We start from the raw sequence: 15,515 nt of genomic DNA, 5'->3' as shown, positions 1-15,515 counted from the left end.
TTTTACATCGACTAATTTTATTTAGTTATTACAAACAATTATGAAGAACATTAAAATTTTATTAGTTGACGACGAACCAGATATCTTAGAATTTATTGGTTACAACTTAAAAAAAGAAGGTTTTGAAGTAGAAACAGCTCAAAACGGACTAGAAGGTTTGAAACAAGCTAAAATTTTTCGTCCAGATTTAATTCTACTAGATGTTATGATGCCGCAAATGGATGGAATGGAAATGTGTGCAGAATTAAGAAAGTTAGATTCTTTCAAGGATACTTTAGTTGTTTTTCTTTCTGCTCGAGCTGAAGACTTTTCTCAATTAGCTGGCTATGATGCTGGTGCAAATGATTACATCTTAAAGCCTATCAAACCAAAAGTTTTAATTAGTAAACTAAATGCTTTATTGAAATTAAAACAACCTAACGAAGCGGCAAAAGACGAATTCATCAAATTGAATAATTTCGAGATTAACCGCGAAACCTATAAAGTAAATTACCAAGGACAAGACTTTTTGTTACCTCGAAAAGAATTTGAATTGATTGCTTTATTAGCTTCAAATCCAGAACGTGTTTTCAAACGTGAAGAAATTTTGGAGAAAGTTTGGGGAAATGAAGTTGTAGTTGGCGGACGTACAATTGACGTACATATGCGCAAATTACGCGAAAAATTTGGGAACGATCGTTTCTCTACAATCAAAGGAATTGGATACAAAATAAATGACTAAAAGCTCGTAATGGCTTCAACTTTCAAAGTTCAAAACATCTTTCTATTTGCATTTCTCAGTACATTATTCTTGGCTTTAGGATTTGTTTTGTTCTCTTTTTTATGGTTTGGAAATATTGATTTTATTCTCCAAGAAAAACTATTTTTCATCAGTTTAATGCTTCTTTTATTGATTGGATTATCAATATTTTATTGGTTTTCTTTAAAAAATCAACGAAGAAAAGATTTTACTGAAATCTCGAAAAATATTCCACAATTTCAATCCAGCACAATGGATTTTGAAGAACTTTCTCAAAAAATTTCTACAATTACAGAAGATCAATCCAAAGAAATTGATGTTTTGAATGAGAGAGAAAATTACAGAAGAGATTTCTTAGGAAATATTTCGCATGAATTGAAGACGCCTCTTTTTTCGGTTCAAGGTTATTTGTTAACACTGATAGAAGGCGGAGTTGAAGATGAATCTATTCGAGATAAATACTTAAACCGAATCAATAAATCGGTTGATCGATTGATTTATTTAGTCAAAGATTTGGACATGATTGCAGAACTTGAACGTGGACGAATCAATATCGAATTTTCAGTTTTCAACTTGACGGCACTTGTACAAGATGTGATTGATTTATTAGAAATTAAAGCTGAAAAAAATAACATCAAAATTTCTCTAAATTATCCTATTCATCAACCGATAAAAGTTGTAGGTGATATTCAGAAAATACAACAAGTTTTAATCAATTTAATTGTAAACGCCATCAATTATTCTAATCCAAATACAGAAATTGACATCGATTTTGAAGAATATGATGATAAAATTCAAATCTCGATTAAAGATCAAGGAGTTGGCATAAAACAAGAAGACATTGACCGAATTTTTGAGCGTTTTTACCGAATTGATAAATCTCGAAATCGTAATAATGGCGGATCTGGACTCGGTTTAGCAATTGTAAAACATATTTTAGAGGCCCATAAACAGAAAATTTATGTGACAAGTAAAATAGGAAAAGGTTCTACTTTTTCTTTCTATTTACAGAAGGCTTAATATTGTTCTTGCTTCTTCGTAAATTTCAAGGTAATGTTGTGTTTAAAAACTTTTAATGTATCATTTTTAGCCTCTTTCCACAAGAAATAAGGAGGTTTCAAATTCAGTACATTTCCTTTTACAGCCAACGAATCCTCAAAAAGTTCAGCATAAAGAATTGTATCTTTTTTTAAGAATGCTTTGTCTTTGTAATCAATCAAATAGTAATCATTTCTGACATAAATAGGATCTTTGACACGAAGTGTTGAATCTTTTTCATCAAAATTCCATTTGATATTAACAGGATTAAAACCATCTTCATACCCCACAAAAATGCGTGTTGTATTTACGATATGTCGAACAGAAAAAATAAGGATAGTAAAAAAAATAAGGATACCGATATAATATAATATCAATTCTTTTTTCATGGATTTGGTTTAGGTGTTGATTGTTAATGTACAAATATCGCTATTCTAACCCAAAAGATACATAAAAAATGTAAATTTGCATAAATTTAATTTTAATATAACTTCCAATAATGCAATATAATCCGAATGAAATCGAACCAAAATGGCAAAAATTTTGGATTGAAGACAAAACGTTCAAAGCTGAAAATCAATCAGAAAAACCTAAATTTTACGTATTAGATATGTTTCCTTATCCATCTGGAGCAGGATTACACGTAGGTCATCCACTTGGATACATTGCGTCTGATATTTATTCTCGATACAAAAAATTAAAGGGTTTCAACGTTTTACACCCAATGGGTTACGATTCTTTTGGTTTGCCTGCGGAGCAATATGCGATTCAAACGGGTCAACATCCTGCGATTACAACAACAACGAATATCGAAGGTGGAGTTGATAAACAAGGAAATGTGATTGCTGGATACGAAAACCAAATGAAAAAAATTGGTTTAGGATATGATTGGGATCGCGAAATCAGAACTTCGGAACCTGAATATTATAAATGGACACAATGGATTTTCAATCAATTATTTGATTCATATTATGATAATTCAACTGATAAAGCTGAATCAATTTCTAAATTAATTGAAACATTCAAATCAGAAGGTAATGCGAATGTAAACGCTGTGGCAGATGATGATATCGAAATCTTTACAGCAGAGCAATGGAATGCTTATTCTGAAAAAGAACAACAAGCAATTTTATTAAAATATCGTTTAACATTCTTAGCAGAAGCAGAAGTAAACTGGTGTCCAGATTTAGGAACTGTTTTAGCGAATGACGAAGTGATTAACGGATTATCTGAGCGTGGAGGATTCCCTGTTGTGCGCAAAAAAATGACACAATGGATGATGCGTATCACGGCTTATGCTGATCGTTTATTAACTGGTTTAGATAAATTAGATTGGCCAGATCCAATCAAAGAATCACAAAAAAACTGGATTGGTAAATCGACTGGAGCAAGTATCGAATTTCAAATTTCGAATTTCGACGATGCTAAAATTGAAGTATTTACAACTCGTCCTGATACTGTTTTTGGTGTTTCTTACGTGACTTTAGCGCCAGAACATCCTTTGGTTTCTCAAATTACAACTGCAGAACACAAAGCAAAAGTTGATGCTTATATCGATTATACTTCAAAGCGTTCGGAAAGAGATCGTTTAGCAGATGCTAAAAATATTACGGGAGAATTTACAGGCGCTTATGCCATTCATCCTTTCACAGGAAAACAACTTCCGATTTGGATTGGTGATTATGTATTAGCTTCTTATGGAACGGGTGCTGTAATGGCTGTTCCAGCTGGTGATGAACGTGATTTTGCTTTTGCAAATCATTTCAATTTACCAATTATTAATATTTTCAAAGGAAAAGATATTTCTGAAGCTGCTTTTACAGAAAAAGGTGGATTCGAATTACAAGATTCTGATTTTTTAAACGGATTAGATTATAAACAAGCTGTTGCAAAAGCAATTGAAGCTTTAGAAGAAAAAGGTTTCGGAAAAGGAAAAACAAACTTCCGTTTACGCGAAGCTGTTTTCTCTCGTCAACGTTATTGGGGAGAACCAGTTCCGGTTTATTTCAAAGATGGAATGCCTTACACAATTCCTACAGAAGCTTTACCTATTATTTTACCTGAAGTGGACGAATATTTACCAACATCTGAAGGTGAGCCACCATTAGGGCGTGCAACAAAATGGGCTTTTGATACAACAACTAATCAAGTTGTAGATAATACTTTAATCAACAACGAAACTATTTTCCCAATAGAACTAAATACAATGCCAGGTTGGGCAGGTTCTTCTTGGTATTGGTTACGTTATATGGATGCAAAAAACGACAACGATTTTGTATCTAAAGAAGCTGTTGATTATTGGCAAAATGTAGATTTATACATTGGTGGATCTGAGCATGCTACTGGTCACTTATTATATTCTCGTTTTTGGCAAAAATTCTTGTTTGATAAAGGATTCGTTCCTACAGATGAATATGCAAAAAAACTGATTAACCAAGGAATGATTTTGGGAATGAGTGCGTTTGCTTACCGTATTAATGGTACAAATACATTTGTTTCGAAAGGTTTAAAAGATCAACACGAAACAACTCCAATCCACGTCGATGTTAACATGTTGAAAGATGGAGGAGATGAATTAGATACAGAAAAATTCAAAGCGTGGCGCGAAGATTATGCTACAGCTGAATTTATTTTAGAAGATGGTAAATACATCACAGGACGCGAAGTTGAAAAGATGTCAAAATCTAAATTCAATGTCTTAAATCCTGATAATATTTGTAATCAATATGGAGCAGATTCTTTACGTTTATACGAAATGTTTTTAGGTCCTGTTGAACAGTCTAAACCATGGAATACACAAGGTTTATCTGGAGTTTATTCATTCTTGAAAAAATTCTGGAGATTATATCATTCAGGAACAGAAGAAACATTTTTTGTTTCGGAAGATAAATCAACAAAAGAAGAAATGAAAGTGTTGCATCAAACCATCAAAAAAGTGGACGAAGATGTAAACAATTTCTCTTTTAATACATCGGTTTCTACTTTTATGATTGCGGTAAACGAATTAGGAAAATTAAAAACAACTAAACGTGCAATTTTAGAGCCTTTAGCAATTATTATTTCTCCTTATGCACCGCATATTGCAGAAGAATTGTGGTCAAAATTAGGACATGAAACGTCAGTTGCGCATGCAGACTTCCCTGTTTTCGAAGAAAAATGGTTGATTGCAGATGCTAAAGAATATCCAGTTTCATTCAATGGTAAAATGAAATTCTTGTTAGAATTACCTTTATCATTATCAAAAGATGAAATTCAAGAAATTGTAATGAATGACGAACGTACCATCAAACAATTGGGTGATCGTACGCCAAAAAACATCATTATTGTTCCTGGAAAAATCATTAATATCGTTGGATAAAAAAAGATTTTAGAAACTAGATTTTAGTATTGAGAATATAGATAAAATCCTCGCAATTACGAGGATTTTATATTTTATACTATATTTAATCAAAACTATAACTCAATGAAATATTTACCAACACTCGAAACGGAGCGTTTAATCATACGTCCAATTACGATGGATGATTTGCAAGATTTTTATGAGATGGATTCTCAACCAGAAGTGCATACATTTCTGAGAAATCATCGAAAATTTATTGATTCAATATCAAAAAATTGGACATGGACGATTGGCTGTTATAGAGAAAGAATCGGGAAAAATGATTGGTTGGACTGGTTTTAAATACATGACCGAAAAAGAAGCGATGAATAATCGATTTGATTTCTTAGATTTTGGCTATCGTTATCGTAAAGAAACGTGGGGAAAAGGTTACGCGACAGAAGCTGCGAAAGCTTGTATGGATTATTATCGCGAAAATATGACTCATCTAAAGCTAAATGCAATAACGCAAACAGAAAATAAAGCGTCACGAAATGTTTTAGAAAAAATAGGCTTCGAAGTCACTGAAACTTTTCATTTTGACATGTGGAATTTGGATTGTTTTTGGTATGAATTGAAGAAATAATTAACTTCAAAATAATCTTGGTTCACGCAACCTTTTAAGTAAATGATTCTCTTTTTTTTAAACAATATTTACATGAAAAAGAATTTTTTACTTTTTTTGTTCGCTATTGGTTTTGGACAATTGATTTCTGCACAAGAAAAATCAAGCGATGAGCGCAAAAATGTAATCACTTTTAGCGTTCTTTCAGTAGCATTATCGCCTCCAAGATGGACGTTTGGATACATTTATAAACTCAACGAACGTTATTGAATTGGCTCTGAAATTGGCTACGGAAGTTATCATAGCATTCCTCTTAGTCACAAACCAAAATATAAAATCAACGAAGATTATAAACTTTTTGTGATTCGAACAGAATTTTTTATCAATCTAAGCGAAAACAGACGAGTAAAACATCTTATTTCTTCTGAGTTTTTCTATATTCATCACACCGATCATCTCGAAAATGTTGAATATTACCGAAATGATGCTCAAAATTTTTCGTATTTATATTCGTATGACGAAGCAGATTATAAACGAATAAAATATGGATTGAATATCAATTACAATATTTTTATTCCAACTCATAAAGGATTAGTTTTTATTCCAAAAGTTGGTTTGGGTGTGAAAAATAGAAATGTAAAATATTCGAATGTTACAAATTTAGAAAGTGTTGATACTCGAATTTTTGATGATTTTATGGGCGGTTTAGAAAATCATTATAAAAAAGAAGGTTCTTCTACAGATTTCAATTTAAATCTTAACTTTAAGATCGCTTATCAATTTTAAACAAAACATGAAAAAAATAATTTTAACGACAATTTGTTTGGCTGCATCACAAGTTAATTTTGCACAAAAAATTTCGACAAATGATTATGAAGTTAAAACAACTTTAGCTGATTTTAATCTGAAAGGAAAGGTTGAAAAAGTGACTTCAACTGCAACAGACGCAAAAGGAAATACCACAACTTTACCTTTTTTGGAGAATGAATTTTACAATCAAATTTCGTTAGAATTTAATCAAAAAGGATTGTTAACAAAACGAACAAATTATTTGGATTATCAAGGAAAATTAGCTGTTTATAACTATGTTAATTACGATTACAATAACTCAAATTTTATTGATAAACAGAAGAATATAGTTATTAATAATGGTGAAGATCCAAAACGAATTGCATCTGACAAAAACTTTGTTTATGACAATAAAAATCGGTTGATAAACTTGACCGAAAAGATCGAAGGAAAATCGTCAAAATCGAGTTATGAAACGATTTTTAATTATTCGAATAAGTTGGATAAAATCACCACAAAAGTGGAAGGTTCTACGATTAGTGAAAATAATTTGACGTATAACAAAAATGGTTTATTGGTTTTGGATGAAATGACTTCTTTTGATGGAAAAAAAGGGCGAAAATCGTATTATATTTACGATAAAGAAACACCTATTTTTCAGGAAGAAATTGCTGGAAATTCGAGCAAAATAATGTTTTTTGAGAATGGAAATATTTCTAAATTACAATCATTTGATGCCAATAAAACGTTAGCCTATCAAGCTGATTTTGATTCGAAAAATGAAATTGTCAACTTTAAAAAACAATCCTTCCGAAATGGACAAACTGTTTTAACTTCTTATCAAGTTTCGTATGAATATGATTCGAAAAATAATTGGATAAAAGCTTCTATTTTAACAAATGGAGATTTAAAATATATTGTAAAACGAACGATTAGTTATTATTAAAACACAAAAGGTTGAGCAATGCTCAACCTTTTTTCCACAAATAAATAACACACTACTTTTTGATTACCTTGAAAGTAGAATTGTTAACTTTTATGATGTAAACACCTTTTGGTAAAGAAGAAACATCTAATTGATTTTTTCCTTTTTGAAGTGTTTTCTCTGTCATTTTAGTTCCTGTAATAGCGAAAATTTCGGCTTTTGAAGTTTCATTTGTTTCGATAAACAATACATTGTTAACAGGATTTGGATAAACATTTACATCAGATTTAGCTAAATCATTTGTACCTAAAACAGCAGTTGAAATTGTAATATTTTGTGAAACAACTTTTCCATTCGAATTGAAAGAAAGTTTAATTTTAGCTGTTCCATTTTTTAATGGATTAATGACTAATTCATCTTTTTCATTAATCGAAATTTCAGCGACATTATCATTCTCAATGATTTCTAAATCTTTTACAATCGCTGCTGATAAATTATCTAAATCAGAAACTTTATTTTTCAAATCAATTGTTGTTGCTGTGTTGATTTGATAAATCGTCTCTAAATCATTAATAATTGGTGCTGCATTATCTGGAAAAACAGGTAAAGATTGGAACCAATAATAATCATTTAAAGGAATTGTTTTCGTTAAATTTCCTTTATTATCAAATTTATGGATCCAGTTTTTTTGGTAATGTGTTCCATATCCATTTTCTGTTGTTGTTACAATTAAATCGTCTGTCACAGGGTCTACGCGTAAACCAGCTCCATAAACAACTTGTTTATATTGCTCATCTTGACCAGGAATTGTAGCAAAATTTTCATTGAATTCATTTTTATCCACATCATATTTTACAATTGTTGGACTAACAGACCAACCAGAGCCTGGGAAAAAGTAAATCACATTTTCTTTTGTTGATGCACAAAAACTTCCTGCATTCCACGCTCCCCAAGTATTCGGAATTGTTTTCGTTGGAATCGAGATTTCTGTCCTTTCTAAAGTCACAGGATTTATTTTGACTAATTTATTTGCCAATGCTCCCCAAACATTTCCATCTTTAGATTGAACTACAGAAATAAAACTTCCAGCAATCGTTTGCTTGATTTTGTGTGTTTTTGGATCAATTACTAATATTCCACCATTTTGTGTTACGGCAAAAACATAAGTAGAAGTTCGAATAATATTTGCTAAAGCACCAAATTTATCAGCACCTTCAATTAAAGATCCTAATTTCAAGTTTTCAATATCAAACAAATAAAGTCCACTTGAAGTTCCTAAATATCCTGTTTTAGCATCAACACCAACAAAACTTCTTCCGTCTCCACCAATTGCTTCGAAGCTTGCCTTCTTCTGTAATGTTTTGGAATCTGCTACAACTAAACGATTTTCTTGTTTCGAAACAATGTAAAAATTATCACCGTATATCGTTCCATATTGAGAAGTTACACCTAATTTTTCTCCAGGATTAACTGTTTTATAAACATTATAATCAACCGAATCGTTTGCATTAATAAAATTAATTGATCCATTTGCTTTACCAAACCAGTCTTCATTCACAATAAAAACACCGTTTGTGTATTCTTTTGTTTGTGCAAAACTTGTTTGAATTGCTACTATTGTAAAAATCGAAAGTAAAAATTTCTTCATGTATTGTTTTTTTAGAAATCCGAAACCATCATCCAAAAATGACAGCCTCGGATAAAAATATTTAGAATGTTAGATTATTGAATTTTTTCTACTTTTAATTTATCCATTGTAAAGTATAATGCTGTGTTTGCTCCCCAATCTCCTACATCTGTAGTTTCTAAAAAGAACATTAAATATTTAACTTCTCCTAAAGCAGAAAGATCCACATCTTGCCAATTTGTTGAAATATTATTTATTCCATTTCTAAAATCAACAAAATAATGAGTTACAGGTTTTTCTGTAGTCAATTGTTTATTTGCTGAAACACCATAAATATGAATCGCGAAATAATCTCCTTTTACAAACTTTCTTGCATATGCATCACCATTCAGAATCCCATAATAAGACCAAGGGCTTATTGCTAATTTTACATTTTTTGCTTTGTATTTATTAGCTGTATCAGTAATTTCTACTACACTCGAAAATCTGTCAATCTTAACTTCTTCTCCATATTTCAAAACTTTCTCAGATGGTTTGTGATCAGCGAAAGAGACTAAAAATGGTGTTCCTTGTCCATCTGCACCACCTTTTGCCATTGTACCCCATTGATTATCTAACCAACCGCCTTCTTTATCTATTTGATCAGAATTGTCATTACTATTAGAAACCGTGAATCCCATCCATGTTAAATACTCTGGCCAAGCTGTATGTTTAAACTTGAAAATACCTGAAGTTAATTCAGCGTCTTCTGTATAAGTACCTTCCCAAATTTTTCCTCCGGCTGTAGTAGTTCCTTTTGTTAAATCAAACTTTGATAAATCTGAAGTTTCATATTTTTGTTGATCTACTAATTCAGTATTGTCGTCATCATTATTACAAGAAGTCAATAAAAAGATTGATGATGTAGCAAATAAGAAATTAAAGAATAGTTTCTTTGTAAAATTAAAATTCATTTTATTTAGTTTTGTTATATTATAAATGCAAATCATAAGCTCCTGCAACTTCTGTTGAGATTTCGCCTAACCAACCTGCTTCTTGATTTGTTGCTGTGTAAACTTTGATAAAATCGATTCCTAATAATTTAACAGGATTTCCATTTTTATCAACAGCCCAATCAATATCAATATTTGAATCTTCGCTGTTATTTGGTGCATTGTCAACATAACCATAAGCCAATTGTTTACCAGTCCAAATACCATTTTTCTCTGTATAATTGCTTGCCAAAAGTGTACCTGAGAATTTTAACTGATTCTGCCCAAACCAAATTGGATAATATGGTTGTTTATGAAACGTATTTTTCGCTTTAAAACCAGATTTTCCTTGGTTATCTTCCCATTTTATATATTCAGGAGTCGCATTAGAATCTTCAACTGTTGGTTTGTGATATGTAATTGTATAATTTTTTATTGTAGTTGGATTTGAGTATTCGCTTCCTGCAATTTCGTACCATTCGTCTTCGTCTGGTTTACCATTTTTGTTTTTATCGTAAGCAACCATAATAATTCCTGGCTCAGAAGATCCTGCAAATCCATTTCCTAAAACTTTAAAATCACGTTTATCTTTCTGATTCAAAATTGTATGGTCAAAACCAAATACCACATAACCTCCGTAACCACCAAGTGTAATCATTGTAGATTTTTCTCCAACTAAAGCTTTTCCTGCTTTAGCTGTCATTTCTGTTTGTGTATCGCCATCAACATATGCAGGTAGTTTATTGGTAAACTGACCTACAGCTGGCAAATAATCAAAAACTTGAGAAATGTATTTACTGTAAGTAGATAATTCTTGTGTAACATTAACCTTTGTTTTTATTGTTTTAGAAGTTGCTCCTGAAGTAATTTCTAATGTTAAATCATAAGCACCAACTTTATCAGAAACAAAACCTAAGGTTTTCTGATTACCAATAATTTCATTACCAAGTTTCCATGTATATGTTGCATTTTCGAAACCAGAAACAGTTGGTTCAATTGAAACAATTTTTAAACGTGCTGCATCATAAGATGCTTGTAAAGTAGCATTATCAGGATTAGTCTCGATAATGTTTTCATCATCACTACAGCTTTGTATTAAAGCAAAACTTAGTGCGGTTAGTAAGATTTTAGAATATTTCATATGTAAATTTTATTTATAGACAAAAGCAAAGTGAGCAGGAATATTTCCAGCAGCAGTTTTCCATTTAAAAGCACCATTTTTATCAAAACAATAGATGTAACCCATCGAAACATAATTTCCGACATCGGTTAGAAAAAGATCTTTGGTTTGAGGATTTACAGCAATTCCGTAAGGCGTTTCGATTTCATTAATAACAGGATCATTGACCAATGTTTTGTTAATAACTTGTTCTGTTTTGGTATCAATTACACCATAAGTTTTTGTGTATTCGAAAGTTGTGTAACTAAATTCGTTTGAATAATAATAGAGTTTGTTATCAACAATCGTAAAGTTAGAAACAGGAATATCAAATTTCTTTTTGATTTGATGCGTTTTACTATCCAACACATATAGATTTGATGGAACGTTGTAATAATCACCACGAGAAGTCACATATAAATCGCCATCTGCATCTTTTTTTAAACGATGAAGGTTTACTTCAACATCAATTTTTTTAGTTTCTTTAAACGTTGATAAATCAATCACAGAAATCGTTTTATCATATTCAGGAACTCGATATCCTCCTGAGTTTGCTACATACAAATTATTCCCAACAACTTCTAATTCTTCTGGCTGATAACCTACGGTCACTTGTCGCGTAACCGATAAATTAATCGTATCTATTTCGACCACTTTTCCCAAAGGAGCTTTCGGATCGATTGTAACAGGACCAGCATACGAAGATGCATACGCTTTCCCATTTGCAAACGTGATGTAACGACCATTTTCTAAAGGAATTGTTCCCAGATGTTTGGCTGTTCTTACATCCATTACTTCGATAAAATTTGATACGTTGATAACCGCATATAACTTATTTCCATAAATTTTGATATCATTCCCAACATCTCCCAATTCCTTTACCATAGTAGGATTTACGGTTGCATATATATTTCTATTATAGGTTCCTGTTGTAAAATCCATATAATCTACCGTAGCCATATTACTTCCCATTTTTCCTTCGTTTAGTAAATAAAAACCAACGACATCTGTTTTTTCGGGATCGGTTACACCTTCTTCCTCTTTCTCGATCAAATAAGTATCTTGCTGACAAGCATAAAAAGTAATTGCTGTTAAAAAACAGACGAATAATTGTTTGAAATTTCTCATAAGTTTGCGCTTAATATTAGCTTGAATTGTCTTCCTGGCATTGGATAATTTAAAACCACATCATATTGTTGATTCAAAATATTATTTAATTCAAAAGAAACTTTGAATAGACTTTGATTCAACCTAAACTCTTTATGTATCCCTAAATCATTTGTAAACCAAGGATTAAGACGATTTGTTTTGATGTTATCTTGATGAACATTGTAACGTTCTCCCACATAAATAAAACTGTAATTAAAATTCCATGTTTTATAAGAAGCCGCTAAAACAAAAGAACCACTATGTTTTGGTGTATATGGAATTTGATTTTTGTAGTAACTTTTCTTCGGATTCGAATAATCTAACGCTTGCAAAAAACCATAGTTAAGCATTGGCGAAACCTCTATTTCTCCTAATTGAAATGTTGATCGAATTTTAACATCCAACCCTTTTATTCTGACTTCATCCAAATTGAGCATAGTGAAACGAAACAAACTTCCAGAAGGCGCAGCCACAATTTTATCAGTTACTTCATTGTAAAAAGCATCGGCTTGAATCGTAATATTTTTGAAGAAATTTGGAATTGATTTAGAATAAGTAAAACCAACATTATATTGTGTAGAATATTCTGGTCGAAGATTCGCATAACCAATACTAGTATAATACAAATCATTGAACGTTGGCATTCTAAAAATACGTTTGTAAAATACTCTGACATTAAAATCGTGAGATTTGAATGGTTGATAATTGGCAATAATTGTTGGCGTCCATACATTTTTATCAGGCGCACTTGTGTTCATTTCTACTGATTCTTTTACAAAAGTTCCTAATAAGCTTCCTTGTAAACTCAAACGTCCAAAACGATAAGTAGACGCGAACGCAATAAGATTTGTATGTCGAGTAGGAAAAGAAAAATTCTTTAAATCTGCTCCCATATTATTAAACTGATAATCTGTTGCAACATTCACATCCCAATTATCTGTAATCGAATAAAGATTTGCCCAAGACACATAAAACTCGCGTTGTGTGTACTTATTTTCTGTTTTTACTGCTGAAACAGTATCTGTATAATGAGTGAAATCGTAAGCAAATTTTGCGTTTATCTTCGATTGAAAATTTCTGAATCGTTTCTCATATTTACCTTGAACAAAATAATTTCTATCAACCAAAGTTTGTCCACGTCCATCAAATCGACCACGAACAATTGCAGCAGGAATTCCTCGATCCGAATCATACAAATATCCTTTTACATTCCAATTCGATTGATTTCCTTTTCCGATAAATCCTAATTCCAAACGTTTTGCATCAACTTGTCCATCTCTACGTTTCAAAACTGTATCGTATGCAGTTGTTCCATCCAAATTTTTGCGTTGATAACGGAATTTATATACACCATTCGTTTTAACATATTCAGCACTCATAACAGCTGATAACCTATCGGTAATTTTTTGTTCAATACGAATAGAAGGATTGATTAATTGAATCGAACCTATCTTATAACGAAGTGTAGCATTCGTTTTTTTATCACCAATGAAAACAGGTTTTTTGGTTTGAAGATAAATAGCAGAAGCTGAAGCATAATCTTTCGCTGATTGAAAAATATTACTTTTTTGACCATTATATAAAGAAATCACTTCCATGTCATCTAAAGAAAATTTCCCTAAATCGACAATTCCATTCTGCGCATTTCCAAGTTGAATTCCATCATAAAAAACTGCAACATGTTGAGATCCCATCCCACGAACATCAATAGTTTTTAGACCTCCAACTCCACCGTAATCTTTAATTTGCACTCCTGCAAAAAAACGAACAGCATCTGCCACAGAATGGCTATTTAAAGCCTCTAGTTCCGCTCCTTTCAATTCCTGAACAGGAACAACGGCTTTTACATTATTTTTTAAAATATTAACTTGCTGAAGCTCTAAAATACTATCATGAATAATTTGCGCAGAGGCAATGCGACATGAAAGCAAAATCAAGCTGCAACAACTAATTATAGTTTTTAGATTTCTCATTTAGCAATAATCAATTGTTGCTAACGAGAGTGTATGAAGAAGTATTGAAAGGACGAACCTATTCAAAATTTGAACTTCACGCTTTAGTCCCCGAAAGCATTCAACATTTATCATTTTGGTAGGTCTTCTGACTTACTCCTTTTTTAGAAATCCTTCCCATTCTACGAAAAGTGGATATATATATCTAAAAAAAATATGGAGCTTACAGCAGCGGGTCTGTTCAGGATTTTCACCTGATTCCCTGTTACCGAACGGTTAAGTTCGCACCAAATGTTAATCAAAAGTAAAATTATTATTTTGAATAAACAATTAAATCTTTATCAATAATGTAAAACAAAAAAAAGCTACCTAATTCGTTAGCTTATTCTTTTACTCTATCTATTTCGATCACCTCTCCAGTATCATCAACCTGAACAGCGATCTTTTCATAATTCCATTTATCAAATTCTTTCTGTCCTACAATAATTGCAGTACCAGAACCTTTTGTACCTTTTATCGGAACAAAAATATTGGCTTCTCCAGTATTATTCGAAACAGAAATATTTCCACTAAACATTCCATCCGTTTTTATATCAGTCCCCAATTTTTGTTGAACTTCAGGATTTTGATTAATAATATTGATTGCATGTTTCGTTACATCACTATCCGAAGTTAACTTGCTAAAACCCCAAAAAGCGCCTCCAATTAACAATCCAAAAAATAAAATCACAAACGACAAACAGCCAATAGGCACTATCCATTTCCAATTACGTTTAAACCAACTTTCCTTTGGTAACAATTGATTATCATAATGATTTTCCTCCATAATGTATAGGTTTTGAGTAAAGATAATAAATTTGGTCGTTCCTCGCTCCTTGCCTTCCATTTATATTATTCATAGAATAATCAAAAGAATACAAACACAACTAATGTAAATCTCTCGGTCGGGCTATTCGTTGCAATCTTTTGTAGAAGAAGATTAGAAGTGATTACAGAAAATCCAACTCCTACAAAAGGATTTACACTACTATCCCTAACGCGGGTTGTAAGTTGTAAGTTTTGAGTGATAAGTTATAATTTATAAGACATAAGATTTAAGACTTACAAGAATAGAAGTAGAAGTTAAAATATCCACTTGAGGGAAATAGGGGCTTTTCGATTTATGAGTTGTAAGTTATAAAGGAAGCTTCTTCTTTCATAGAACATAGTTTGGAGTTAGCGT

Annotated in this window: 15 protein-coding genes and 1 riboswitch; of the genes, 8 read left to right on the top strand and 7 right to left on the bottom strand. The window is 31.6% G+C overall.

Annotated features, from left to right (window positions below; all coding sequences use genetic code 11):
- The first annotated feature begins 40 nt into the window (after positions 1 to 40).
- Together B4E95_RS07615 and B4E95_RS07610 are read left to right on the top strand one after the other, a co-directional pair.
- A complete protein-coding gene (locus tag B4E95_RS07615; protein ID WP_291046748.1) occupies positions 41 to 721 on the top strand; it encodes a response regulator transcription factor in 681 nt (226 codons plus the stop codon).
- Positions 722 to 730: 9 nt separating this feature from the next.
- Positions 731 to 1,759 carry a sensor histidine kinase gene (locus tag B4E95_RS07610; RefSeq protein WP_038336818.1) on the top strand — a complete coding sequence of 343 codons (1,029 nt, stop codon included), beginning with the start codon at positions 731 to 733 and terminating at the stop codon, positions 1,757 to 1,759.
- On the opposite strand, the gene B4E95_RS07605 is transcribed toward B4E95_RS07610, so the two are convergent.
- A complete protein-coding gene (locus B4E95_RS07605; RefSeq protein WP_280061927.1) occupies positions 1,756 to 2,166 on the bottom strand; it encodes a hypothetical protein in 411 nt (136 codons plus the stop codon). The two genes, B4E95_RS07610 and B4E95_RS07605, sit on opposite strands and share 4 nt — an antisense overlap.
- A 110-nt stretch (positions 2,167 to 2,276) precedes the next feature.
- Between B4E95_RS07605 and leuS the strand changes: the two genes are divergently transcribed.
- The 6 genes from leuS (at position 2,277) to B4E95_RS07575 (ending at position 7,456) form a co-directional block, all read left to right on the top strand.
- Positions 2,277 to 5,135, top strand: a complete 2,859-nt coding sequence (gene leuS, locus B4E95_RS07600) for a leucine--tRNA ligase (protein WP_291090984.1) — start codon at positions 2,277 to 2,279, stop codon at positions 5,133 to 5,135.
- Positions 5,136 to 5,240: 105 nt separating this feature from the next.
- Entirely contained in the window at positions 5,241 to 5,459 is a 219-nt protein-coding gene (locus B4E95_RS07595) for a GNAT family N-acetyltransferase (RefSeq protein WP_291063098.1), read from the top strand.
- Complete coding sequence (locus B4E95_RS07590; protein ID WP_291063096.1) at positions 5,437 to 5,742, top strand: GNAT family N-acetyltransferase; 306 nt, start codon at positions 5,437 to 5,439, stop codon at positions 5,740 to 5,742. The genes B4E95_RS07595 and B4E95_RS07590 overlap by 23 nt, the downstream gene beginning before the upstream one ends.
- A gap of 72 nt (positions 5,743 to 5,814) precedes the next feature.
- On the top strand, positions 5,815 to 5,991 hold the full coding sequence (locus tag B4E95_RS07585) for a hypothetical protein (protein WP_291063094.1): 177 nt from the start codon (positions 5,815 to 5,817) through the stop codon (positions 5,989 to 5,991).
- Between the two features lie 90 nt (positions 5,992 to 6,081).
- Entirely contained in the window at positions 6,082 to 6,507 is a 426-nt protein-coding gene (locus B4E95_RS07580; RefSeq protein ID WP_291063092.1) for a hypothetical protein, read from the top strand.
- Between the two features lie 7 nt (positions 6,508 to 6,514).
- Positions 6,515 to 7,456 carry a hypothetical protein gene (locus B4E95_RS07575; protein ID WP_291063090.1) on the top strand — a complete coding sequence of 314 codons (942 nt, stop codon included), beginning with the start codon at positions 6,515 to 6,517 and terminating at the stop codon, positions 7,454 to 7,456.
- A 52-nt stretch (positions 7,457 to 7,508) separates the two neighbouring features.
- Here B4E95_RS07575 and B4E95_RS07570 read toward each other — a convergent pair whose 3' ends face one another.
- The 6 genes from B4E95_RS07570 to B4E95_RS07545 form a co-directional block, all read right to left on the bottom strand.
- Positions 7,509 to 9,083, bottom strand: a complete 1,575-nt coding sequence (locus tag B4E95_RS07570; protein ID WP_291090982.1) for a DUF5074 domain-containing protein — start codon at positions 9,081 to 9,083, stop codon at positions 7,509 to 7,511.
- A 74-nt stretch (positions 9,084 to 9,157) separates the two neighbouring features.
- Positions 9,158 to 10,015, bottom strand: a complete 858-nt coding sequence (locus tag B4E95_RS07565; protein ID WP_291090980.1) for a DUF4465 domain-containing protein — start codon at positions 10,013 to 10,015, stop codon at positions 9,158 to 9,160.
- A gap of 19 nt (positions 10,016 to 10,034) precedes the next feature.
- Positions 10,035 to 11,174: a PKD-like domain-containing protein gene (locus B4E95_RS07560; RefSeq protein WP_291090978.1), complete on the bottom strand. Its 1,140-nt coding sequence runs from the start codon at positions 11,172 to 11,174 to the stop codon at positions 10,035 to 10,037.
- A 9-nt stretch (positions 11,175 to 11,183) separates the two neighbouring features.
- Entirely contained in the window at positions 11,184 to 12,320 is a 1,137-nt protein-coding gene (locus B4E95_RS07555; protein ID WP_221856352.1) for a YncE family protein, read from the bottom strand.
- Positions 12,317 to 14,314 (bottom strand): TonB-dependent receptor, encoded by a 1,998-nt coding sequence (locus B4E95_RS07550; protein WP_291090976.1) that lies wholly within the window; start codon positions 14,312 to 14,314, stop codon positions 12,317 to 12,319. Before B4E95_RS07550 ends, B4E95_RS07555 begins: the two co-directional genes overlap by 4 nt.
- Positions 14,315 to 14,413: 99 nt before the next feature.
- A riboswitch (cobalamin riboswitch) is annotated at positions 14,414 to 14,600 on the bottom strand.
- A gap of 75 nt (positions 14,601 to 14,675) precedes the next feature.
- Positions 14,676 to 15,119, bottom strand: a complete 444-nt coding sequence (locus B4E95_RS07545; protein ID WP_291090974.1) for a cytochrome c oxidase assembly factor Coa1 family protein — start codon at positions 15,117 to 15,119, stop codon at positions 14,676 to 14,678.
- Positions 15,120 to 15,515: the final 396 nt, after the last annotated feature.

Source organism: Empedobacter sp. UBA7494 (genome assembly GCF_002478465.1).
Taxonomy (GTDB): domain Bacteria; phylum Bacteroidota; class Bacteroidia; order Flavobacteriales; family Weeksellaceae; genus Empedobacter; species Empedobacter falsenii_B.
This window is presented reverse-complemented; position numbering and strand designations above follow the sequence as displayed.

Excerpts from the sequence above, each read along its gene's own strand:
- B4E95_RS07615 (WP_291046748.1), top strand. The coding sequence starts at position 41 with ATGAAGAACATTAAAATTTTATTAGTTGACGACGAACCAGATATCTTA.
- B4E95_RS07610 (WP_038336818.1), top strand. The coding sequence starts at position 731 with ATGGCTTCAACTTTCAAAGTTCAAAACATCTTTCTATTTGCATTTCTC.
- B4E95_RS07605 (WP_280061927.1), bottom strand. The coding sequence starts at position 2,166 with ATGAAAAAAGAATTGATATTATATTATATCGGTATCCTTATTTTTTTT.
- leuS (WP_291090984.1), top strand. The coding sequence starts at position 2,277 with ATGCAATATAATCCGAATGAAATCGAACCAAAATGGCAAAAATTTTGG.
- B4E95_RS07595 (WP_291063098.1), top strand. The coding sequence starts at position 5,241 with ATGAAATATTTACCAACACTCGAAACGGAGCGTTTAATCATACGTCCA.
- B4E95_RS07590 (WP_291063096.1), top strand. The coding sequence starts at position 5,437 with ATGATTGGTTGGACTGGTTTTAAATACATGACCGAAAAAGAAGCGATG.
- B4E95_RS07585 (WP_291063094.1), top strand. The coding sequence starts at position 5,815 with ATGAAAAAGAATTTTTTACTTTTTTTGTTCGCTATTGGTTTTGGACAA.
- B4E95_RS07575 (WP_291063090.1), top strand. The coding sequence starts at position 6,515 with ATGAAAAAAATAATTTTAACGACAATTTGTTTGGCTGCATCACAAGTT.
- B4E95_RS07570 (WP_291090982.1), bottom strand. The coding sequence starts at position 9,083 with ATGAAGAAATTTTTACTTTCGATTTTTACAATAGTAGCAATTCAAACA.
- B4E95_RS07565 (WP_291090980.1), bottom strand. The coding sequence starts at position 10,015 with ATGAATTTTAATTTTACAAAGAAACTATTCTTTAATTTCTTATTTGCT.
- B4E95_RS07560 (WP_291090978.1), bottom strand. The coding sequence starts at position 11,174 with ATGAAATATTCTAAAATCTTACTAACCGCACTAAGTTTTGCTTTAATA.
- B4E95_RS07555 (WP_221856352.1), bottom strand. The coding sequence starts at position 12,320 with ATGAGAAATTTCAAACAATTATTCGTCTGTTTTTTAACAGCAATTACT.
- B4E95_RS07550 (WP_291090976.1), bottom strand. The coding sequence starts at position 14,314 with ATGAGAAATCTAAAAACTATAATTAGTTGTTGCAGCTTGATTTTGCTT.
- B4E95_RS07545 (WP_291090974.1), bottom strand. The coding sequence starts at position 15,119 with ATGGAGGAAAATCATTATGATAATCAATTGTTACCAAAGGAAAGTTGG.